The 22,743-nt window shown below is 53.9% G+C and carries 15 protein-coding genes; 5 read left to right on the top strand and 10 right to left on the bottom strand.

Annotated elements, in window-relative coordinates; genetic code table 11:
• Positions 1-173: 173 nt before the first annotated feature.
• The 8 genes from trhP to OGY72_RS10190 all read right to left on the bottom strand — a co-directional run bounded on the left by trhP (position 174) and on the right by OGY72_RS10190 (position 13,136).
• The gene (gene trhP, locus OGY72_RS10225) at positions 174-1,535 is read right to left on the bottom strand and encodes a prephenate-dependent tRNA uridine(34) hydroxylase TrhP (RefSeq protein ID WP_003834280.1); all 1,362 of its coding nucleotides are present in this window, start codon (positions 1,533-1,535) and stop codon (positions 174-176) included.
• A 159-nt stretch (positions 1,536-1,694) separates the two neighbouring features.
• Positions 1,695-2,027 (bottom strand): YegP family protein, encoded by a 333-nt coding sequence (locus tag OGY72_RS10220; RefSeq protein ID WP_003834279.1) that lies wholly within the window; start codon positions 2,025-2,027, stop codon positions 1,695-1,697.
• 127 nt (positions 2,028-2,154) lie between these two features.
• Complete coding sequence (baeR, locus tag OGY72_RS10215) at positions 2,155-2,877, bottom strand: envelope stress response regulator BaeR (RefSeq protein WP_003834278.1); 723 nt, start codon at positions 2,875-2,877, stop codon at positions 2,155-2,157.
• Positions 2,874-4,277, bottom strand: a complete 1,404-nt coding sequence (baeS, locus tag OGY72_RS10210; RefSeq protein WP_003834277.1) for an envelope stress sensor histidine kinase BaeS — start codon at positions 4,275-4,277, stop codon at positions 2,874-2,876. Before baeS ends, baeR begins: the two co-directional genes overlap by 4 nt.
• Positions 4,277-5,689: an MFS transporter gene (locus OGY72_RS10205; RefSeq protein ID WP_174771348.1), complete on the bottom strand. Its 1,413-nt coding sequence runs from the start codon at positions 5,687-5,689 to the stop codon at positions 4,277-4,279. The genes baeS and OGY72_RS10205 overlap by 1 nt, the downstream gene beginning before the upstream one ends.
• Positions 5,686-8,766: a multidrug efflux RND transporter permease subunit MdtC gene (gene mdtC, locus OGY72_RS10200; RefSeq protein WP_286547741.1), complete on the bottom strand. Its 3,081-nt coding sequence runs from the start codon at positions 8,764-8,766 to the stop codon at positions 5,686-5,688. The genes OGY72_RS10205 and mdtC overlap by 4 nt, the downstream gene beginning before the upstream one ends.
• Positions 8,767-11,889, bottom strand: coding sequence for an MdtB/MuxB family multidrug efflux RND transporter permease subunit (locus OGY72_RS10195; protein WP_286547740.1), 3,123 nt, complete (start codon positions 11,887-11,889; stop codon positions 8,767-8,769).
• Positions 11,889-13,136, bottom strand: coding sequence for an MdtA/MuxA family multidrug efflux RND transporter periplasmic adaptor subunit (locus tag OGY72_RS10190; RefSeq protein WP_286547739.1), 1,248 nt, complete (start codon positions 13,134-13,136; stop codon positions 11,889-11,891). Before OGY72_RS10190 ends, OGY72_RS10195 begins: the two co-directional genes overlap by 1 nt.
• A gap of 279 nt (positions 13,137-13,415) precedes the next feature.
• Between OGY72_RS10190 and OGY72_RS10185 the strand changes: the two genes are divergently transcribed.
• A complete protein-coding gene (locus OGY72_RS10185; RefSeq protein ID WP_106672390.1) occupies positions 13,416-13,475 on the top strand; it encodes a type I toxin-antitoxin system Ibs family toxin in 60 nt (19 codons plus the stop codon).
• Between the two features lie 99 nt (positions 13,476-13,574).
• Here the strand turns inward: OGY72_RS10185 and yegD are convergent, their stop codons facing one another.
• Complete coding sequence (gene yegD, locus OGY72_RS10180; RefSeq protein ID WP_286547738.1) at positions 13,575-14,927, bottom strand: molecular chaperone; 1,353 nt, start codon at positions 14,925-14,927, stop codon at positions 13,575-13,577.
• A gap of 136 nt (positions 14,928-15,063) precedes the next feature.
• On the opposite strand from yegD, the gene alkA reads away from it, so the two are divergent.
• Positions 15,064-15,933: a DNA-3-methyladenine glycosylase 2 gene (alkA, locus tag OGY72_RS10175; RefSeq protein WP_003834271.1), complete on the top strand. Its 870-nt coding sequence runs from the start codon at positions 15,064-15,066 to the stop codon at positions 15,931-15,933.
• On the opposite strand, the gene OGY72_RS10170 is transcribed toward alkA, so the two are convergent.
• Positions 15,901-19,230, bottom strand: coding sequence for a diguanylate cyclase (locus OGY72_RS10170; protein WP_286547737.1), 3,330 nt, complete (start codon positions 19,228-19,230; stop codon positions 15,901-15,903). The genes alkA and OGY72_RS10170 overlap by 33 nt on opposite strands.
• Positions 19,231-19,545: 315 nt before the next feature.
• On the opposite strand from OGY72_RS10170, the gene udk reads away from it, so the two are divergent.
• From udk to asmA, 3 genes are all read left to right on the top strand, one after another.
• On the top strand, positions 19,546-20,187 hold the full coding sequence (gene udk / locus OGY72_RS10165) for a uridine kinase (protein WP_003036776.1): 642 nt from the start codon (positions 19,546-19,548) through the stop codon (positions 20,185-20,187).
• 91 nt (positions 20,188-20,278) lie between these two features.
• Positions 20,279-20,860, top strand: coding sequence for a dCTP deaminase (gene dcd, locus OGY72_RS10160; RefSeq protein WP_003834269.1), 582 nt, complete (start codon positions 20,279-20,281; stop codon positions 20,858-20,860).
• A 26-nt stretch (positions 20,861-20,886) separates the two neighbouring features.
• Positions 20,887-22,740 (top strand): outer membrane assembly protein AsmA, encoded by a 1,854-nt coding sequence (gene asmA / locus OGY72_RS10155; RefSeq protein WP_286547736.1) that lies wholly within the window; start codon positions 20,887-20,889, stop codon positions 22,738-22,740.
• The last annotated feature ends 3 nt before the right edge of the window (positions 22,741-22,743 follow it).

The raw sequence follows: 22,743 nt of genomic DNA, 5'->3' as shown, positions 1-22,743 counted from the left end.
GCAAAAAATAAGCCTGCGTAAGGGAGATTACGCAGGCTAAGGAGGTGGTTCCTGGTACAGCTAGCATTTATGGGTTATGTTTTTCAGCGGAGGGGATAATACCCTTAATGAACGAAACGGTATGTGATCGATTTCTAAGAATCTTCCGAACGCTGAAAAATAACCGTAATTAACTACTTAGCATGCGGGTCGCGCGTGGACTCACCGGTAAAATTACGCATCAACAATGCATAATTCAGATCGATATCCTCCGGTACAGGCATCCACACGGTGTAACCATCGCCCGGCGCAACCGGCATCGCTTCGCCTTTCGCGTTTTCCATCTGTTCGAGGGTAAAGTTGATGTTGCCCTGTGGGGTCATCAGCTCCAGGCTGTCGCCGACGGTGAATTTGTTTTTCACCAGTACGGCTGCCAGTTCACCTTTCCGTTCGCCGGTAAACTCGCCGACAAACTGCTGACGCTCGGAAACTGAGAAGCCGTATTCGTAGTTCTGATAGTCGTCATGCGTATGGCGGCGCAGGAATCCTTCGGTGTAACCACGATGCGCCAGACCTTCCAGCGTTTCCAGCAGTTGCGGGTCGAACGGTTTACCGGCTGCGGCATCATCAATGGCTTTACGATAGACCTGCGCGGTACGTGCACAGTAATAGTATGACTTGGTGCGGCCTTCGATCTTCAGGGAATGCACACCCATCTGCGTCAGACGTTCAACGTGGGCAATGGCACGCAAATCCTTCGAATTCATGATGTAAGTGCCGTGTTCGTCTTCGAACGCGGTCATGTACTCGCCCGGGCGCTGGGCTTCTTCGATCATAAAGACTTTGTCTGTCGGTGCGCCAATACCCAGCGTAGGCTCAACGTTTTGTACCGGGATAGGCTCGTACTTATGCACGATATTGCCCACCACGTCTTCTTTGCCTTCCTGCACGTTGTATTCCCAGCGGCAGGCATTGGTGCAGGTACCTTGGTTAGGGTCACGTTTGTTGATATAGCCAGAAAGCAGGCAACGGCCGGAGTAGGCCATACACAGCGCACCGTGAACGAAGATCTCAAGCTCCATATCCGGCACCTGAGTGCGGATCTCTTCGATTTCTTCCAGCGACAGCTCGCGGGAGAGGATCACGCGGGTCAGCCCCATCTGCTTCCAGAATTTCACCGTCGCCCAGTTTACGGCGTTAGCCTGTACTGAAAGGTGAATGTCCATGTCAGGGAAGTTTTCGCGCACCAGCATAATCAGACCAGGGTCTGACATGATCAGTGCATCCGGCCCCATTTCCACCACCGGTTTCAGATCACGAATGAAGGTCTTCAGCTTGGCATTGTGTGGGGCAATGTTAACCACCACATAGAATTTTTTACCCAGTTCATGAGCTTCATTAATGCCGAGCTGCAGGTTTTCGTGGTTGAATTCGTTGTTGCGTACGCGCAGTGAGTAACGCGGTTGGCCCGCATACACAGCGTCTGCGCCATAGGCGAAAGCGTAACGCATGTTTTTCAGCGTTCCCGCCGGGGAAAGGAGTTCCGGTTTAAACATAATTTTCTCGTTCTGATGACAGGTCAGACTCGCCTCACTCAATGAGGCGGTTAGGGGAGTGCCCCCATATTAAGGGCGGGCATTGTAGCGCTGCGAGGAAGTCAGGTAAAGAAAAACGCCGGGCGACAGCGTTGCGTTACCCGGCTGAGCGAGTAATTATCAGGTCTTATCTTTTATCGTCTGACTGGCACCATTGGTCTTAACTGAAGCAATACCGGTCTCGCGTGACTGTTCATTCGCATACAGTTGACTGCTACCAATAATCTGGTGGTTTGCAGCTTTCAGGTTGAAATGTAATTTGCCATTAGCCGCTGTTTTTTTCTCATAACGCTCATCCAGAGGGCTGTTAGCCTGGACAGATGCGATCCCTTTTTCTGCAGCGCCTTTTGTAGTGTAAAGCTCACTGGTAAGGATTATTTCCCCGTTCCCAGCTTTAAGAACAAAGCGGTACTGATCATCGCTACTCTTACTTAATTCAAACCAACCAGCCATATGAACTCCTTGATTAAAAGTTTTATATCAAACAGTTATTGACGACAGTATTGTCAGAAACAGTATGAGCGATATTTGGAGAGTTGCTAGTTACCAGGGCTCACGGAGCCCTGAAGGGCAGGAGAGTTTAAGCAATTCGGCAGGCGTCGGCTTCCCAGCGATACCCCACGCCATAGACCGCGCGGATAAACGACTGCTCGGCATCCAGCGACTCCAGCTTGCGTCGCAGGTTCTTAATATGGCTGTCGATGGTGCGGTCGGTAACGACGCGGTAATCGTCATAGAGATGATTGAGCAACTGTTCACGGGAGAACACTTTTCCCGGCTCATGTGACAACGTTTTAAGTAAGCGGAATTCGGCGGGCGTTAAATCGAGCATCTTCCCACGCCAGGAGGCCTGAAAACGGCCTTCATCGACGATAAGCGGGCTTTCTGCATCCATTTGTTGCAGTTCGCGCTGCGGTTTGCATCGGCGCAGGATCGTTTTTACGCGCGCGACAACTTCACGCGGGCTGTAAGGTTTACAAATATAATCATCAGCACCGATCTCCAGCCCCAGCAGGCGATCAATCTCTTCGATTTTAGCGGTTACCATCATGATGGGGACTTCTGAGAAGCGGCGGATTTCCCGACACAGAGTCAGACCGTCGGTACCGGGCAGCATCAGATCCAACAAGATCAGATCGGGCGGCGTTTGGCGCACGTAAGGCAGAACAAGGTCGCCGTGGTTGATCAGCGTAGGGGCATAGCTCGCTGCCCGCAGGTAGTCGATCAGCAGTTGCCCCAGCTTAGGCTCATCTTCCACGATCAGAATACGCGGTGTGTTTTCATCAATGGGTAACTCAGTCATACATCTCTCTGTAAATCGCGTTCCAGCGGTAACTCTACTGTAATGCTAACCCCACCAAAAGGCGAATGGGCGGCACGAATCAGACCATTATGCGCCTGTACGATATTGACGCAAATCGCCAGCCCCAACCCGGAACCTCCGCTGGCGCGGTTGCGCGAGCCTTCGGTGCGATAAAATCGTTCAAACAGCTTCTGTAACTGCTCGTCACTTACGCCAGGAGCGGAATCTGCGAAGGTTAATAACACCATGCGTTCGCGTTGTTCGGCGCTGATATGCAACCCGCCACCGCTATCGGTGTAGCGCAGACTGTTTTCCAGCAGGTTGTTGAACAGCTGCATCAGACGATCCCTGTCACCAAATACCGTCATGCTGTCGGGGAGCGAAAGCTGTATGGTCAATCCACGGCTGGCGAAGCGTTCACGAAATGCGCCGCTTGCCACTTCCAATAGGGGGATGAGGTCCAGCGATGTTTTCTGATAGGCCAGCGCGCCTTCATCTGACATGGAGAGCTGATGAAGGTCGTCAACCAGTTTGGTGAGCGTACCGACTTCAGCCTGCAACGAGGCAACGGAGTCAGGGGTAAACTGGCGTACGCCATCCTGAATGGCCTCCAGTTCACCGCGCAACACCGCCAACGGCGTACGCAGTTCGTGAGAAATATCGGCCATAAAGTCACGACGCATCTGCTGGTTTTTTTCCAACGTACTGGCGAGCTGGTTGAAGTCCTGCGCCAGCTTGCCCAGCTCATCCGTACTGGTTGGCGTAACGCGAGTGGTGAAATCGCCCGCTGCCAGTTTGTGCGTGCCTTCCACCAACCGCTTAACCGGGGCCAGCAGGCTGCGCGCCAGCGTAAACGTCGCCAGCGCGGCCAGGATCGTGGAGAGCGCAACGATAAGCCAACTGGATCGTCTTTGCTGCATGTCGAAATTGATATCCGTATTCCGCGTTAAGCGTTCTACAGGAGAGGCGATCACGGCGCCCACTTCGCTACCGTTAACGCGTATGGGATGGCGCATGCCGTCGCGAGGAACTGGGCCGCGCGGGCCGACCAGCACGCGGGCATTTTGGTCGACAACCCAAAACTGTGTACGCCAGCCGTGTGGCGGCATGCCTGGGCCCGGTTTATCATCGTCGTTATCGTGTTCAAAAGAGCGCAGGATCTGGAAAACAAAACGATCGTTATTGCGTAAGAATCTCCAGTTGCCGTGCTGCTCGTACTGCTCGCTTAATGCGTCGCTGAGCATTTGCAGCCGCTGCTCGTTGCCGTGCTTGATATAGTCAATAAAACCACGTTCGAAGCTAATGCGTACGGCCCAGTGCATGCTGATCAGCAACACAATGCAGGTGGCGAAAATTGCCAGAAACAGTTTGCCGGTGATACCGGGCCGCCAGAACTTCATCAGGTGCTCCTTTTGCGCCGTGAAATCACCGCGTTGGTTTGCGTGTCGTTCGGCACGCGGGCAAAAATAATGGCGGGCAGCGCAATAATGAAGGCGATGCACAGCCAGGTATACATAAAGACGGTATGCGTACTTCCGCTGTCGATGGCGATATGCTGTTGGCCGAATATGCCCAGCAGCAGGCCTGCGATGGTCACACCAATACTCATCGATAGCTGCATGATCATAGACAGCAGGCTGTTACCGCTGCTGGCCAGATCGTCAGGCAGATCTTTTAACGTAAGCGTGTTCATGGATGAAAAACGCGTTGAGTTGACCATTCCTTGTAAAAACAGCACGAAGGGCAGGGCGTAATACCAGCCCAGCAGTGCCGTGGTCATTAGCAACAGACTGACCAGCGAAAGGCCAAGCGTAGTGGTAATCAGCACACGACGGTAACCAAAGCGGTTCACGACCTGCACCACAATGCGCTTCATGCCCATACTGCCCAGCACCATCGGGATCATCATCAGCCCGGCATGAAAAGGTGAAAAACCGAGGCCAATCTGTAAAAACACCGGTGTCATAAACGGCAACATGCCGCTGCCGATGCGTCCGGCAAAACTGCCGAACAGACCTAGCGAGAAGGTTGGTGTGCGAAACAGATTCAGGCTGAATAGTGCACGCGGATTACGATGGGCGTGTTTCAGATACAGCGCAATAGCCAATACCCCGCAGATAACCAGCGCCGCCAGCGTGATACTGGAGAGGCCGGTTCCTTTGCTGCCATCGAGCGCCAGCGTCAGTACCGCCATGCCGACCGCCAGCATCGCGAACCCTGAGAGGTCGAAACGTCGGGTTTGCATGGTGTAGTTGGGCATCAGCATTAACGTCGCTATTGCGCCGACAATGCCTACCGGAATGTTAATCAAAAATATCCAGTGCCAGGAGGCGTATTCAACCAGAATCCCGCCTAACGCTGGGCCCAGCAGCGGGCCGATTTGACCGGGTAAAGTGACAAACGTCATTGCCGCCATATATTGCTCACGCGGGACGATTTTCATCACCGTTAGCCTGCCGACTGGCACCATCATCGCGCCGCCAACGCCTTGTAAGACGCGCGCCATCACCAGCTCGTTGAGCGTGCTGGACCCGGCGCAAAACAGCGAGCCAAGCGTAAACAGGATGATGGCGGTGAAGAAGATATTACGCACGCCAACTTTGTCCGCCAGCCATCCGCTGGCGGGCAGCATCACGGCAACAGTTAAAACATATGACACAATGACCATATGCATGTGTAACGGGCTTTCCCCGAGGCTTGCCGCCATCGAGGGAAGCGCGGTGTTAACGATAGTGGTATCCAATGACTGCATAAAAAAGCCAAATGCCACAATCCAAAGTTGCCAGCGGGTGCTGTCGGGAAGTTCTGTCATAACTCTGCTACCGGTTTGCTGTTTTTACGCGAAAAACGCAGACGCAGACGGTCGAAAAAGAGATAGACCACGGGCGTGGTGTACAGCGTCAGGAGTTGGCTCACGACCAGCCCACCGACAATGGTTATCCCCAAGGGCTGACGCAGTTCAGAGCCATCCCCTGCGGATAACACCAACGGCAACGCGCCAAACAACGCCGCCAGCGTGGTCATCATTATTGGGCGAAAGCGCAACAGGCAGGCCTGGAAAATAGCTTCTTCCGGCTGTAGCTTGCCGTTTCTCTGAGCTTCCAGCGCAAAATCGACCATCATGATGGCGTTTTTCTTCACAATGCCAATTAATAGCATGATCCCTATCAGGGCGATTAGGCTGAACGGGGCATTGAACAGTTCCAGCGCCAGCAACGCCCCGACGCCAGCCGAAGGTAGCGTGGAGAGGATGGTCAGCGGATGGACATAGCTTTCATACAGCATACCCAGCACGATATAGACCGTGGCGATGGCGGCGATAATCAGGATCACCTGCGAATTCATCGTGTCCTGAAATACCTGTGCGGTACCGGCAAAGCTACCGCGAACCGTGGAAGGGACGCCGAGCTGGGTCATGGTTCTGTTGATGGCCTCTGTCGCTTCTGACAGTGAAGAACCTGTCGGCAGGTTAAACGACACGGTTGAGGCGGCAGACAAGCCCTGATGGTTCACAGACAGTGGCGCATTCGCCGGCTGCCATTTGGCAAAGTATGATAACGGGATCGCTTTACCGTTATTGTTGATGACGAACATTTTGTCCAGTGCGCTGATGTCCTCGGTGTAACGTCGATCGACCTCCATCACCACTTTGTACTGGTTCATCGGCTGATAGATGGTTGAGATCTGTCGTTGTCCGAAAGCATTATTCAACAGGCTGTTGGCGGCTGCCACGTCGATCCCCAGACGAGACATGGTGTCGCGATCGTAAATCAGATTCATCTCCGCGCCATTGTCCTGCTGATCGGAGTTAACGTCTGCCAGTTGGGGCAGGGCGGCAAGCGCCTTACGGATCTTCGGTTCCCACTCACGCAGCGCCGCGAGATCGTCGGACAGCAATGTGTATTGATAGCTGGCGTTGGCCTGGCGTCCACCAACGCGAATATCTTGCACCGCCATTAAAAACAGATTCGCACCTGGCTCTTTTGAAAGCGCGACGCGCAGGCGGTCGATCACCTGCTGAGCGGTTTCACGGCGTTCATCGCGTGGCTTGAGGGTAATAAACATCATCCCGCTGTTAACCCGCGAACCACCGGTAAAACCGGTGACGTTATTCACCGCTGGGTCGTCGCGGATGATCTTCATAAAGTCCTGCAGTTTTCCGCGCATGGCCTGAAATGAGATGCTCTGGTCGGCCTGGATCCCACCCATCAATACACCCGTATCCTGCTCCGGGAAGAAGGTTTTGGGGATGGAAATATAAAGCCAGATATTCAGCGCAATGGTGCCAAGCAACACCACGCCTACCAGCCGCGTATGGTGCAGCACCCATTTAAGCGAGGTGCCGTAACTCTGTTGCAGCGCCACCAGCACACGACCAAAACCCCGTTTGCGAGACTGTTCGCGCGGGGAGCTAGATTTGAGCATCCAGCCGCACATCATTGGCGTTAATGTCAGCGACACCAGCAGCGAGATACCGATAGCAACCGACAGCGTGACGGCAAATTCGCGCAGCAAGCGCCCAGGCAATCCGCCCATTAATAGCAGTGGCAGGAACACCGCCACCAGCGACAGACTCATGGAGAGCACGGTGAATCCCACTTCGCGCGTACCCTGTAACGCTGCCTGGAGAGGCTTCATTCCTGCTTCCAGGTGGCGGGCAATATTTTCCAGCACCACGATGGCGTCATCGACGACAAATCCCGTGGCAATGGTTAACGCCATCAACGACAGGTTGTTCAGGCTGAATCCGCACAGATACATGGCGGCAAAGGTACCGATCAGCGAGACCGGGACTGCTACCGCGGGGATCAGCGTCGCACGCCCGGAGCGCAGGAAAACAAAGACCACCAGGATAACAAGCGCCACGGAGATAATCAGCGTCTGTTCGACTTCCTCCAGTGAAGCGCGAATGGTCGGCGAGCGGTCCTGGGCGATTTGCAGATCGATGGCGGCCGGTACCAGCGTTTGTAGCTCCGGTAATTTGGCGCGAATGCTGTCTACCGTCTGAATGATATTGGCTTCCGGTAGCTTGCGGATCATCAACAGAATGGCCGGTTTGGCATTGGTCATCCCCGCGTTGCGTACGTCCTGCACCGAGTCGGTTACAGACGCAACGTCGCCCAGTCGCACCGCCGCGCCGTTATTGTAGTGGATGATGATCGGCTGGTATTCGGCGGCGGTTTTCAGCTCATCGTTGGTTTGGACCTGCCAGCGGTGAGTATCATTCTCGATAGCACCCTGCGGCTTACGCACGTTGGCGTTGTCAATTGCGCTACGCACGTCATCCAGTGACACACCCTGGTTAAACAGCGCCTGCGGATTAAGCCCTACACGCACGGCAGGCAGTGAGCTGCCTCCAACGTCCACGTCGCCCACGCCGTCGATTTGAGCGATGGTCTGCGCCAGCTGGGTTGATGCGAAATCGTACAATTCACCTTGCGAGTACGTGTCCGATGTTAGCGTCAGGATCATGATTGGCGCATCGGAAGGGTTGGCTTTGCGATATGTTGGTCGGCTCGGCATCCCGCTGGGTAGCAGATTTTGCGCGGCGTTAATCGCGGCCTGAACGTCCCGCGCCGCGCCATTGATGTCACGGTCGAATTTGAATTCGAGAATAATACGTGTACTGCCAAGTGAACTGCTTGATGTCATTTCGTTCACGCCCGCAATGCGCCCCAGCGAGCGCTCCAGCGGAGTTGCGACCGAGGACGCCATCGTTTCGGGTGAGGCACCCGGTAACGATGCGCTGACCATGATCACCGGAAAATCCACCTGCGGCAGCGGAGCGACCGGCAGCAGACGAAATCCGAGTATGCCGCACAGGGTGATGGCTACCGAAATGAGAATGGTCGCCACTGGACGATGAATGAAAAGCGCGAAAAATTTCATTTACGCTTCCTCTTCCTGACGCGGGAAGCGGCTTTTCACGTACAACGACAGACGGTCAAACAGCAGATAAATCACCGGGGTGGTAAACAGGGTTAATACCTGACTCACCAGCAGCCCACCGACCATGCCAATACCTAATGGGCGACGTAACTCTGCGCCCACGCCGGTACTCAACATCAGCGGCAACGCGCCGAGCAGTGCCGCCAGTGTAGTCATCAGGATCGGGCGAAAACGCAGCAGACAAGCCTGGAAAATGGCATCGCGTGGTGACATTCCCTGTTCGCGCTCCGCGGCAAGGGCAAAGTCGATCATCATGATGGCGTTTTTCTTAACGATACCGATGAGCAAAATAATGCCGATAATCGCGATGACGTCCAGTTCGCTGCCGGCAATCATTAACGCCAGCAGCGCCCCGACGCCCGCCGTCGGCAGCGTGGAGAGAATGGTAATTGGGTGAATAAAGCTCTCATACAGCACGCCGAGGACGATATACATCGCGACAACCGCAGCCACAATCAACCAGATGGTATTTCCCAGCGCGGCCTGGAAAGCGAGCGTACTGCCCTGGAACTGGGTGGTAATATTTGCGGGCAAGTTAAGCGTTTTTTCGGTATCCAGAATGGCCTGTACCGCATCACCCAGCGAATGTTCGTCTGGCACGTTGAACGAGATGGTGGTGACCGGGAACTGATCGAGGTGGTTAATCGACAGCGGAGCAAAACGTTGTTCAATACTGGCGATCGCGCTGAGCGGTACTATGCCACCGTCGCTACTGGTCAGACGTATTGTATCCAGTGCCGCAAGCCCCGGTGTATTGTTGGTGTCATGTTCTAACACCACGCGATACTGATTGGCCTGGGTGTAGATGGTTGAAATCAGTCGCTGGCCGAAAGCGTTGTACAGGGCGTTGTCGACATCTGACATGCTGATGCCCAAACGGCTGGCGCTGTCGCGATTGACGTTCACATACGCCACCAGCCCTTTGTCCTGCCAGTCGCTACTGACATCGGACAGTTGCGGTAGCTGATTTAGTTTTGCTATCAGTTGTGGAACCCAGGTGCTGAGGGCATCAAGGGATGTCGCTTGCAGCGTGAACTGATATTGCGTCCGGCTGACCTGAGTATCAATCGTCAGGTCCTGAGTGGGCTGAAGATAAAGGTCAACGCCGGGAACTCTGTCAACCGCGTCCTGTAGGCGCGCAATCACTTTCTGCACCCGATCGTCGCGTTCATCCAGCGGCTTAAGGTTGATTTGTAAGCGCGCGCTGTTCAATGCCGTATTAGTGCCGTCCACACCGACAAAAGCGGTCAGGCTTTCTACTGCCGGATCTTTCAGAATGACATCTGAAACCTGACGCTGGCGCTGGGCCATGCTGGCAAATGAGCTGGACTGTGGCGCCTGCAGCGTTCCCTGGATAATGCCGTTATCCTGGATCGGAAAGAAGCCTTTGGGGATAAAGACCCATAGCATAACGCTCAGCGCCAGCGTGCCGAGCGCTACGCTGAGCGTGAGCCACGGATGGTTGAGCACTTTCGCCAGCCAGTGTCCGTACCCGGCAATAACGCGATCAAACATTCGCTCTGAGGCACGGGAGAAGCGGTTTTGCTTACGTAATGAGGCCTGATTCAGCATACGCGCGCACATCATCGGCGTAAGAGTGAGCGAGACAACGGCGGAAATCAGAATCGCTACGGCCAGCGTCACAGCGAACTCACGGAACAATCGACCTACGATATCTCCCATAAACAGCAGTGGGATCAGTACGGCGATCAGTGAAAATGTCAGAGAGATGATGGTAAAACCAATCTCGCCCGCGCCCTTCAGGGCAGCAGTCAGCGGTTTTTCGCCTTTTTCGATATAGCGTGAAATATTCTCGATAACCACGATAGCGTCATCCACCACAAAACCTGTCGCAATGGTTAGCGCCATGAGGGTCAGGTTGTTGATGGAGAAATCGAGGAATACCATCACCGCGAAAGTACCGATTAACGATAACGGTACGGCGACCGCAGGAATAATGGTTGCCGGAATATTGCGCAAAAATAGGTAGATAATCATGACTACCAGCGCAATCGCCAGCATCAACTCAAATTGGGTATCCGCTACGGATGCACGGATATTGGTCGTACGATCGGAAAGTACGCTGACCTTAACCGATTTGGGCAGGCTTTCGGTAAGCTGCGGCAGCATCTGGCGGATACTGTCTGCCGTGGAGATGATGTTCGCGCCAGGTTGGCGCTGAACATTCATCACTATAGCTTGTTGCTTATTGGCCCATGCGCCCAGCCAGCTGTTTTCTGCTCCTTGTTCGACGGTGGCGACATCGCCCAAACGAACCGGCGCACCGTTTTTATAGGCAATAATGAGCTGACGATATTCGTCTGCGGACTGCATCTGGTCGTTGGCTGAAAGGGTAACGGCACGCGTTGGGCCATCAAGACTCCCTTTTGCTGAATTGACGTTGGCACCGGTAATGGCCGTACGGATGGTTTCACTGGTCAGACCGAGTGCGGCAATGGCCTGAGCGTTAAGTTTCACGCGGACCGCCGGACGTTGCCCTCCGGAAAGTGTTACCAGACCCACGCCGGATACCTGAGAGATTTTCTGCGCGACGCGGGTTTCGACCATATCTTCCACCTGCGTCATCGGCATGGCGCTGGAAGTGACCGCCAGTGTCATGATCGGCGGATCTGCCGGGTTTACCTTGCTGTAGACCGGAGGGTTAGGGAGATCGCTGGGTAATAAATTGGTGGCGGCGTTAATCGCGGCCTGAACTTCCTGCTCGGCAACATCCAACGGGAGCGTCAGTTGAAACTGTAACGTAACGACCGATGCGCCACCGGAACTTTGTGATGACATCTGTTTTAAGCCAGACATCTGCCCGAACTGACGTTCAAGCGGTGCGGTGACCGCCGAGGTCATGACGTCTGGGCTGGCGCCGGGGTAGAGCGTAACGACCTGAATCGTGGGGTAATCCACTTCAGGTAAGGCGGCGATTGGCAGGAAGCGATAGCCGATAATACCGGCAAGCAAAATCGCGACCATCAGCAGAGTGGTGGCGACGGGGCGCAGAATAAACAGGCGCGATGGTCCGCCTGTGCTGTCCGGAGGTAACACCTGCATCAGGAGTTGGCTCCTTTTTTGCCGTATCCGCGTGGCGCTGTTTTCTCATCGGAAACAGAGGCGTCGTGCGCCTCAACGACTTCGACTTTTGCGCCTTCCGTCAGACGATCGATACCGTCGGTCACGACTCGATCGCCCGCAGACAGCCCGGCGGCGATCACCACTTTTTGGCTATCCTGAATACCCAGTTTCACCAGATGTTTGCTCACTTTGTTATCGCTATTCAGTACCCAGACAAAGTGGCCTTCGTTGCCCATCTGCAGGGCGGCAGTTGGGATCACAACGGCATTTTGTTGTGTGTCGACCAGCATGCGGGCGTTAACGAACTGGTTAGGGAATAAGGCATCATCCTGATTGGAAAAACGAGCCTTAACTTTGATTGTTCCGGTGGTGGCATCAATCTGATTGTCGAGACTGAGCAGGACGCCTTCGCTGAGCTTTTGCGAATTGGTTCGGTCCCAGGCTTCGACCTTCAGCTGGCTCCCCGATTTTTGTGCCTGCAACACGGTAGCAATGTCGTTTTCAGGCAAAGTAAATATCAGGTCGATGGGATGCGTTTGCGTAATGACGACGATTCCGGTGGTATCGCCGCTGGAAATTTGGTTACCGACATCGACCTGTTTCAGGCCGACACGACCATCGACAGGCGCGGTTATCCGACTCCAGTCGAGCTGCAACTGAGCGCTGGCGACGCTGGCTTCATCCGCTTTGATTGTGCCTAACGTCTCGTTGACCAGTGCCTGCTGGGCATCCAGTTCCTGGCGGGAGACCAGATTGGTTTTAACCAACTGTTGATAGCGGGCAAGATCGCGACGGGCATTCGCCAGCGTGGCTTTATCTTTTGCCAGTTGTCCCTGCGCCTGAGCCAGAGCAACTTTGAACTGGCTGGGATCTATCTCTGCCAGCAGGTCGCCGGCTTTCACCTGTTGTCCTTCCTCAAAGTGTAAGGCGATGAGTTGACCATCCACCCGACTACGCACCGTGGCGGTATTTGCGGCAGTAACGGTCCCCAGCCCTGTCAGATAGCGTGGCACGGCTTCCTCGGTGGCGGTGGCAGCCTGCACGGGAGCCAACGGTCCGGAGCGCATTCCACGCCGTCCTGACCCCGCCGTGTGCTGCGCGGGTTTGGTCGCGCCCGGTGCGGTTCCCTGGGATGCACTGCGGCTTTGCCAGAACCAGATGGCGGCGACGGCGGCCACGACGATCACGATTGCTATCACCCAGCGGGATTTATTACTGCCTTTCATTGTTATGAGTTTCTCATCCTGAAACGATTCGCGGAATGATACTAGTTTAGCCAGTGAACAAGGGAGAAAAATGGAGGAATTATGAAACACTGTCGGGATTCGTCTGAATGCTGACGCGGCTTTGCGAGGCGTTACGCAACAATCGGTGGTGAAGATAGCGAATGCGCAATTGTGCGATAGAGTGCTGACAAGGCAAAAAGGAGGAAAGCCAGAGATTTCAGCGGGACGCTGGAACGGGAAAGCTCCTCCCGAGGAAGGGGCCAAAATAAGGAAAGGGTTATGATGAAGTACGTCATCATACTGGTGATACTCTTAGTCATTAGCTTACCGGCTTACTAAGACACCAGGGGGAGGGGAAACCCTCCCTAACCCTCACTCCTGAAAATAAGCCACAGCAAGGATGATGTCAATATGCACACTTTTCACCATGCGAGTGGCTTAGCGGAAAACAACGTCAGCCCAGCGGGCCAGTCCGGCGGTAACTGAACCGAAATCATCGCCACCCGCGATCGGGATCCCCGGAAGCTGCTGGGCGAGGGCTTTTTTAATCAGCGGTGAACGCGCGCTGCCGCCGGTCAGATAAATCACGTCCGGTTTTTCCTGCGCGTTGTCCAGCGCCAGCTGAACCTGCTCCAGAATACGCGTCAGGGGCTGATTGAGCGCAGCTTCCAGTCCGTGTTGACTGATATCGGTTGCCAGCGTGTCGCTGATAAACGGTATCGCCGCCGTTACAATTGTCTGGTCGGAAAGTGCGATTTTGCTCTCTTCTGCGCTGCGCACCAGGCGGTAGCTCAGACGCTCGCGCCAGACTTTAAGCAGAAAAGCGACTTTATCGGCTTCTTTCGCGTCGCGGACAAGATCGTTCAGTAAACGACCATTGGCGCTGCTGTAGAAATCACTTTGCGCGGGAACGTCGTTGATTGCGACCGCGTTCCACCAGGGGAGAATCGGTAAGGCGATACCTTTTTCAGTCTCACCGCCCATACCCAGCAGCGGCATCAGGTGTTTAAACGCCAGCGCGATATCCAGATCGTTCCCGCCTACGCGGCAGCCACTGTGTCCCAGCAGGCTGTTTTCGCGATCGGCACGCTGATGCCATTGCGGCCCCATCAGCAGCAGTGAACAGTCAGTCGTACCCCCGCCAATATCTACCACTAGCACGCGTTTTTCTTCCTGCAGCGTCGCTTCGTAATCCAGTCCCGCCGCTACCGGCTCGTACTGGAAGACGACATCCTGAAAACCGGCGCGTTTGGCCGCACGTTCAAGAATACCCTGCGCCTGGGTGTTGGCGTCATCGCCACCTAATCCCTGGAAGTTGATGGGACGACCAATCACGGCCTGAGTGATAGCTTCCGGCAGCTGGCTTTGCGCCTGGTTGCGAATGTGCAGCATCATTGCACAGACCAGATCTTCAAACAGCGCAACCTGCTGCGGCTTCAGACCGCTGGCGCCCAAAAATGATTTTGGCGATTTAACGAAGTACACCTCTTCCGGGTCTTCAATATACTGACCCAGCGATGCCAGACCGAACTGCACGCTGTTGGCGTTAACGTCGATGTCTTCTTCGCGGTTGTAGCGCATCGCGCGGCGAAGCAGCGCCTGCGTTTCATCGTCCGTAGTTGGGATGTCGTGATGGCGATACAGCCACTCGCTAACCGCTTCGCGCGTTGGTGCGCACAACATTGAGGGTAGCAGCGTGCTGTTATTTTCCATTTTGAGCAGGTGAGGCTGCCCGTCACGCATAACGGCCACTGAACAGTTTGCCGTACCGTAGTCAAAACCAATAAACACCGTAAAAATCCCCATGCCAGTGAAGAAGGGGCGTGACTTTAACGAATAGTTGACGCCCCGACAACTGGAATATGAAAGCAAGGCGTACTGATTGAATACCGTTTATGCTGTAGGTTTGCGTAAAAAGGAAAACTGAATGTTCACGCTGAGCTGGCAACCGCCTTATGACTGGCCCTGGATGCTGGGGTTTCTTGCCGCCCGTGCGGTGGAAGGTGTCGAAACCGTAGGAAAGCTGGATTATGTCAGAAGCCTGTCCGTAGGGGGACATCGTGGTCTGGTGCGCGTTGTCCCGGATCTGCACGCCAACGTGCTACACGTGACATTGAGCACAGGGTTACAGCCGGTAGCTTCCGAGTGCCTGGCAAAAATAACGCGCTTGTTCGATCTTGGCTGTTGCCCGCAGCAAATTATCGCCGCGCTGGGTAGCCTCGGTGCGGCGCGTCCTGGACTGCGCCTGCCGGGATGTGTCGATGCGTTTGAGCAAGGGGTGCGGGCGATTTTAGGGCAGTTAGTCAGCGTATTGATGGCCGCGAAACTGACGGCGAAAGTGGCGCATGCTTACGGGGAAGCGCTGGAGGATGCACCCGAGTATGTGTGTTTTCCTACGCCGGAAGCGCTTGCCAATGCCGATCCGCTGCACCTGAAAGCGTTAGGAATGCCGCTCAAACGCGCTGAAGCGTTGATTCATCTGGCTCGCGCAATGCTTGAGGGAGCGCTCGCGACAACAGCCCCTACCGATATCGAACAAGGCGTTAAGCAGCTACAAACGTTTCCCGGGATAGGACGCTGGACCGCCAACTACTTTGCACTGCGCGGCTGGCAGGCGAAGGACGTTTTTCTGCCGGATGATTATCTGATTAAGCAGCGTTTTCCCGGCATGACACCGGCCCAGATCCGACGGTATGCAGAGCGCTGGAAACCCTGGCGCTCCTATGCGCTGTTGCATATCTGGTATACGGATGGCTGGCAGCCGTCAGTTGATGGCGAAATTACTGGTATTCAGTAGCAGATCCAGCGGTTGGGCATCGGCAATAATATCGCCATAAATCATATCAATACCGATGCCAGAAAGCGTATCCATGATGAGTGGCAACTGCACCGGGCCGGCGATAGTTTTTATGTCCAGGCGCTTGGCATGACCCTGGATAATGGACACCCACATTTCGTCGATCAGGTTGCCGGGAGCGCTGGCACTTAGCTCGCTGTCGAGCAACAGGTAATCGACAATGTGATATTTCAGGTTGTCAAAAAGCTCTAAATCGCGACCAACCTGACTTAACACAATTCGACAACCGTACTGACGCAGTCGATGCAGGGCGGATATCGCCTGCGTTGGGTTGGTTTTGATGACGCTTGCCGGAACGGTCAGATGCAGCAATCGCGGCGGTAGTGGACTGTGTTGCAAGTGCTCCAGCAGCTCATCGATAAGTTCTGTGTTGAGCAGGCCGGCGGCGGAAAGGGGCAGGGCAATACTGAGACCCTTGTTGGCGACGGCTGGGGCAGCATTCTGGAAGAACTCGCTAAATACCCGACGGTCAAGCGCCTTGCTTAACGCGGGATCGACCAGCCCGGCGCGGAAGGCTTGCTCCTCAATGGCTTCACCTTCAGCGGTGCCTAAGCGAAGCGAGAGAAGCCAGAAGCTAAACGTCTCCGGTATACGTGGGGAAGCCACACCTCTGGCGATCATCAGCATTGGGTTGTGCATAATGGTGTGTCTTTGCTCATCCAATGTCAGTTGACTACACGCGTCATGACCCTGGCTTTGCTGCGGTTCATAAACGCAGACGCGTCCACGCCCACTGTTTTTCGCCGCATAACAGGCAATATCGGCCTGAGACATCACATCGGTCGCGACATGGTTTTTCTCATCAATGAGCGTAATCCCTGCGCTGGCGCCAATACGGTGTAAGCGGCCTTCCCACATGAAGTGGTAATCATTAATGGCGCTGATGACGCGACCTGAAATAAAGCGGGCGCTTTCAATATTACAATCCGGTAGCAACAGACCAAACTCGTCGCCGCCCAGGCGCGCCAGCATATCGCTGGATCGCAACATGCTGAGCATAAGTGCTGAGAGTTCACGCAGCAGGGCATCGCCAGCGGCATGACCCGCGCTGTCGTTCACCGCTTTAAAACGATCCAAATCGATAAAAACCAGCACATGACGCTGGTGCGTATCGTGTACCGAATGCAGCAATTGTTTTAGATGGTTTTCGAAACTGACCCGGTTTGCCAACTGCGTCAGGTCATCATGCGAGGCGCTGTAGCTAAGCTGGCGGAGCATCTTCCGTGACTCTGTGACGTCCTGAATAACCAACACTGAGCCAATGCTGCCGCCGTCGAGGGTGCTGAGAGACGTGATGCTGTACTGAATGTCATAACTGTTGCCGTTACGGCAATGCAGGACCACTTCCTGTTCGATTGCCGTACGCGACATGTCAGCACTGTAGATATTTTCCATCAGCGGACCGTTCTCGCCAAAAGTAATATGTAGTACCGTCAATAGCGGAATGCCGATGGCACTGTCCTGCTGCCAGCCGCTCATTTTCTCAGCGACCGGATTCATAAAGGTCACGTTCATATCGACATCAATACAAATCACCGCTTCGCCGATTGAATCCAGCGTAATGTGCAGGCGCTCTTTTTCCTGATACAGCGCTTCGTTAAGCTGCTTGACTTCGGTCATATCCATATTGATACCAAGCAAGCGTTCAACTTCACCGTCTTTATTCAGTACCCGGTTGGCCAACGAACGGATATGGCGTATGCCATCTTTTACCGCGATACGAAACTCAAGCTTAAACGGAGCCCGTGCGGCCAGTGAATCACGAATCACATTTTCGGCGTACTCACGATCTTCGGGTACCACGCACTCATACCAGACTTGCCAACTGGGCTTGATATGCGCAGGAACTTCGTAGAGATCGAACATCCGTTTATCCCAGCTGATCACGTCAGGCTGGAGTTCCCATTCCCAAATCCCAATCCCCCCGGCTTCATTGGCGAGGGTGATGCGCTCCATCAACCGTTTGTTGATCCATTCGGTATGCTTCAGGTCGTTAATGTCCTCAACCTGCGCAATAAAGTAGAGTGGGGTATTGTCGCTATGACGCACTAACGAAACCGCCAGCAACGCCCAGACGACGTCGCCTGCGCGGGTGTAATAGCGTTTTTCCATGGAATAGCTATTAATCTCTCCGCGTGCCAGCATGTTCAGCTGTTCAATGTCGTTGTTCAAATCTTCCGGCCAGGTCAATTGCTGGAAGGTCAGTGAACGTAACTCCTCCTGGCTATAGCCCAGAAACTGGCACAAGGCTTTATTGGCCTGTAACCATTGCCCCTCGGTACCGACTAAAGCCATGCCAATCGCGGAATATTCCATGGCGTTACGAAAGCGTGACTCGCTTTCTGAAATGTGCTTGCGTTCGGCTCGAAACGCGTACATCACCATGGTCATCATATTAGCGGGCAACAGGATCATCAAAAACGGCAACCAGGGGATGTCCGTCATCATGTTCGGTTTCGGGGTGTAAAGCAGCGAAGGGTCGGCAGCCAGCATCAGCGAAACCATCATCACGGTGCTGAGGAATATTAAAAACGCCTCCATACGCGGCAGACGGACAGCGCTCCACATCAGCAGGACAATAACGCAGGTAAATGGCCATGGAATGTACATCATGGACAGCCAACTGAGCGTTAAGGTCACCAGCAGGGTAATCAGGGTCTCAAGCAATAATCGCGGGTCGCGATGGCGCAACAGGTAATGTGGTTTAAACAGTAAACCTAACGGCACCAACGCCAGTGCGCCAATGGATTCTGACAGTACCCAAATGAGAAAGGTATTTAATGACGTGTCCTTCGGCAGCAACAACCACATCAATATGCCGCCCAACAGTGGCGGAACAACCGCGCTACCAAATGCCAGGCGCGCCCAGTCATTCAAATTTTGTAAGGGATTGTACCAGGGCAGCAGTTTACGCAATAACATTGCGCCAACAACAGCCTCAATAATGTTAATGACCGTATAGGAGAAATTAAGCGACTGTCCGGGGAAAAAAAGTAAAGAGGCGCCGATGCTACCGAATGAGCAAGCCAGCGCGATCCCTGGCCACATCTTTCCCGCGTGACGGTAAAAAGCCACCATCATGATAGAGGTTGGAAACCACAGCGGTGCAAGCTGTGCGCCGTAACGTGACAGTTCCAGCGAAAACAACGTAAAGATGAAAGCCACCAGACCTAAACTGGCCAGGCGCAGTAGAGGATGGGGTAAGGTAACTAAAACATGTTGGGATTGTTTACTCATTACCACTCTACCCAAATAGCCGTTGTCGCCCAGCAGAGATGCCGAACGCATCACATTTAATCTGGGATCATGCTAGTACAAACAATTTACAATTTATACGCCAGCTGCTCATAAATTAACACTCCCAAGCTATTAATTCCTAAGGCAGGTGAATAAATATAGCGGCTGTTCTAAATCTGACCATTTTAATTTGCGACAGGGACAGCATTGGTGCAGCCTGGGGTGGCATCGCGCCGCTGAAATCCCTATAATTGCCGCGTTTGGCGTTTCGGCGCCGCCCTTCCTTACATCCAGGTTAATCAGGTCGCTAAATTTATGACTGATCAGTCCCATCAGTGCGTCATTATCGGCATTGCCGGCGCATCGGCTTCCGGCAAGAGCCTTATTGCCAGTACTCTTTATCGCGAATTGCGTGAACAAGTCGGTGACGAACATATTGGCGTTATTCCCGAAGACAGCTATTACAAAGATCAAAGCCATCTGTCGATGGAAGAACGCGTAAAAACCAACTACGACCATCCGAACGCGATGGACCACAGCCTGCTGTTTCAACATCTGCAAACGCTGAAACGCGGCTCTGCCATTGAGCTGCCGGTTTATAGCTATGTTGAGCACACGCGTACGCAAGACACTATTCATATCGAACCGAAGAAAGTCATCATCCTGGAAGGCATTTTGCTGCTGACGGATGCGCGTTTGCGCGATGAGATGAACTTTTCTATTTTTGTTGATACGCCGCTGGATATTTGTCTGATGCGCCGTATCAAGCGCGATGTGAATGAACGTGGTCGTTCAATGGATTCGGTGATGGCGCAATACCAGAAAACCGTCCGCCCAATGTTCCTGCAATTTATTGAGCCTTCAAAACAATACGCCGACATCATTGTGCCGCGCGGGGGTAAAAACCGCATCGCCATCGATATTCTGAAGGCTAAAATCAGTCAGTTCTTTGAATAAGTTCAGCGAATTGTGTACCGTTCAGTGATAACCTGGTTCACCCTTAACGCACCTGGCATTAAGGGTTTGAAGCACGAAAGGAGAAAGTGCCATGCGTTTATGTGACCGAGATATTGAAGCCTGGTTGGATGAAGGTCGCCTGTCGATCACTCCACGCCCTCCTGTCGAGCGAATCAATGGCGCCACGGTAGATGTGCGTCTTGGCAACAAATTCCGTACGTTCCGCGGTCATACAGCGGCGTATATCGATTTGAGCGGACCGAAAGATGAAGTCAGTGCCGCGCTGGATCGCGTGATGAGTGATGAAATCGTCCTCAAGGACGGCGAGGCATTCTTCTTGCATCCGGGTGAGCTTGCGCTGGCAGTAACATTTGAATCTGTGACGCTGCCTTCCGATCTCGTCGGTTGGTTAGATGGCCGTTCTTCGCTGGCTCGTCTGGGACTGATGGTACACGTCACCGCACACCGTATCGATCCGGGCTGGTCTGGCTGTATCGTACTGGAGTTTTACAACTCCGGAAAATTACCCCTGGCTTTGCGTCCGGGCATGCCGATTGGCGCGTTAAGTTTCGAACCGCTTTCTGGTCCGGCAGCGCGACCATACAACCGTCGTCAGGATGCGAAGTATCGCGACCAGCAGGGCGCCGTTGCCAGCCGGATCGATAAAGACTGAGTGTTTTTCAGTCCATTGGGGATAGCATGAGACGATTTCTGACGACGCTGATGATTCTTCTGGTCGTGCTGGTGGCCGGCTTTTCTGCGTTAGTACTGTTGGTGAATCCGAATGATTTCCGCGCGTATATGGTCAAGCAGGTTGCCGCACGTAGCGGATATCAGCTGCAGTTGGATGGCCCCCTGCGTTGGCACGTATGGCCGCAACTGAGTATCCTCTCAGGGCGAGTGGTGTTAACGGCTGAAGGTGCCAGCGAACCTCTGGTTCGTGCCGACAATATGCGCCTTGACGTTGCGTTATGGCCGCTGTTGAGCCACCAGCTCAGCGTGAAGCAGGTGATGCTCAAAGGCGCAGTGATTCAACTGACCCCGCAAACTGAGGCGGTGCGCGGTAAAGATGCGCCCGTTGCCCCAAAAGACAATATGTTGCCCGATCTGGCGGAAGACAAAGGGTGGTCGTTTGATATCGCTCGTTTGCGGGTTGCCGACAGTGTTCTGGTATTCCAGCATGAAGACGACGAACAAGTTACCGTTCGTGATATTCGTCTGGAGATGGAACAAGATAGCCAGCACCGCGGCACGTTTGATTTTTCCGGGCGTGTGAACCGCGATCAGCGCGATCTCGCGTTATCCTTTAACGGCACGGTCGATGCCTCCGATTATCCGCACAACTTATCTGCGAATATTGCGCAGTTAAGCTGGCAACTGCAGGGGGCCGATCTGCCGCCGCAGGGAATCAACGGTCAGGGACATCTTCAAGCGCAATGGCTGGAAGAGAAAAAACAGCTTTCGTTTAGCCAGATAAATTTGACCGCTAATGACTCTTCTTTCTCTGGGCAAGCACATGTGGCCTTGTTGGAAAAACCGGAATGGGCTGTCGACTTAAAATTTGGTCAGCTCAATCTGGATAACCTGCTCGTACAACATGACGCAGCGGCGACAGCAAAAGGTGACGTTCAGCAAGGTCAGAGTCAGTCAACGCTGGCGCGCCCCGTCATTGCTTCCCAGGTTGATGCCGTTTCGTATCAGGGACTCAAGGGTTTTTCGGCAGACATCGCTTTGCAGGCTGACAAAGTGCTGTGGCGAAAAATGGCGTTTGAGAATGTCTCGGCAAAAATAGACAACCGGTTCGGCTTACTGAACATTGCGCAGTTGCAGGGAAAAAGTGATGGCGGGCTGATCTCACTGCCCGGCACGCTGGATGCCAGAAAGGGAGAACCGCGAGCGGTCTTTCATCCGCGCCTGGAAGGTGTGGAAATTGGCACTATTTTGAAGGCCTTTGATTACCCCATCGCACTCACCGGCAAGCTGTCGCTGGCAGGGGATTTTTCCGGCTCAGATATTGATGCCCAGGCGTTTCGCCATAGCTGGCAAGGGCAGGCTCATGTCGAAATGAACGATACGCGAATGGAAGGGATGAACTTCCAGCAGATGATTCAACAGGCTGTAGAACGCAGCGGTGGGGATGTTAAATCTCAGCAAAACCTCGATAACGTGACCCGGTTGGATCATTTTGTAACCGATATGACGCTGGATAACGGAGAGGTGACGCTGGATAACATGGCAGGGGAGTCCGCGATGTTGGCGCTAACCGGCAAAGGAACGTTAGATCTGGTGAAGCAGAATTGCGACACGCTGTTTAACATTCGCGTGCTGGGCGGTTGGGATGGCGAAAGTCAGTTGATCAATTTCCTGAAGGCCACCCCGGTTCCTCTCAGGGTCTATGGCCAGTGGCAATCACTGAACTACAGTCTGCAAGTTGATCAGCTTTTGCGTAAGCATCTGCAGGATGAAGCAAAACGTCGTCTGAATGACTGGGCAGATCGCAATAAAGATTCCCGCAACGGCAAAGATGTTAAAAAGTTGCTGGATAAGCTCTGATTC

The sequence above is a fragment of the Citrobacter sp. Cpo221 genome, from assembly GCF_030332345.1.
In the GTDB taxonomy this organism is placed as follows: Bacteria; Pseudomonadota; Gammaproteobacteria; order Enterobacterales; family Enterobacteriaceae; genus Citrobacter; species Citrobacter portucalensis.
The sequence above is the reverse complement of the archived record's forward strand: the minus strand, read 5'-3'. Positions and strand labels throughout refer to the sequence as shown.

Bases quoted from the DNA above. Each gene is read 5' to 3' on its own strand.
- trhP (WP_003834280.1), bottom strand. From the start codon at position 1,535: ATGTTTAAACCGGAACTCCTTTCCCCGGCGGGAACGCTGAAAAACATG.
- OGY72_RS10190 (WP_286547739.1), bottom strand. From the start codon at position 13,136: ATGAAAGGCAGTAATAAATCCCGCTGGGTGATAGCAATCGTGATCGTC.
- OGY72_RS10195 (WP_286547740.1), bottom strand. From the start codon at position 11,889: ATGCAGGTGTTACCTCCGGACAGCACAGGCGGACCATCGCGCCTGTTT.
- mdtC (WP_286547741.1), bottom strand. From the start codon at position 8,766: ATGAAATTTTTCGCGCTTTTCATTCATCGTCCAGTGGCGACCATTCTC.
- dcd (WP_003834269.1), top strand. From the start codon at position 20,279: ATGCGTTTATGTGACCGAGATATTGAAGCCTGGTTGGATGAAGGTCGC.
- asmA (WP_286547736.1), top strand. From the start codon at position 20,887: ATGAGACGATTTCTGACGACGCTGATGATTCTTCTGGTCGTGCTGGTG.
- OGY72_RS10170 (WP_286547737.1), bottom strand. From the start codon at position 19,230: ATGAGTAAACAATCCCAACATGTTTTAGTTACCTTACCCCATCCTCTA.
- udk (WP_003036776.1), top strand. From the start codon at position 19,546: ATGACTGATCAGTCCCATCAGTGCGTCATTATCGGCATTGCCGGCGCA.
- OGY72_RS10205 (WP_174771348.1), bottom strand. From the start codon at position 5,689: ATGACAGAACTTCCCGACAGCACCCGCTGGCAACTTTGGATTGTGGCA.
- baeR (WP_003834278.1), bottom strand. From the start codon at position 2,877: ATGACTGAGTTACCCATTGATGAAAACACACCGCGTATTCTGATCGTG.
- alkA (WP_003834271.1), top strand. From the start codon at position 15,064: ATGTTCACGCTGAGCTGGCAACCGCCTTATGACTGGCCCTGGATGCTG.
- OGY72_RS10220 (WP_003834279.1), bottom strand. From the start codon at position 2,027: ATGGCTGGTTGGTTTGAATTAAGTAAGAGTAGCGATGATCAGTACCGC.
- baeS (WP_003834277.1), bottom strand. From the start codon at position 4,277: ATGAAGTTCTGGCGGCCCGGTATCACCGGCAAACTGTTTCTGGCAATT.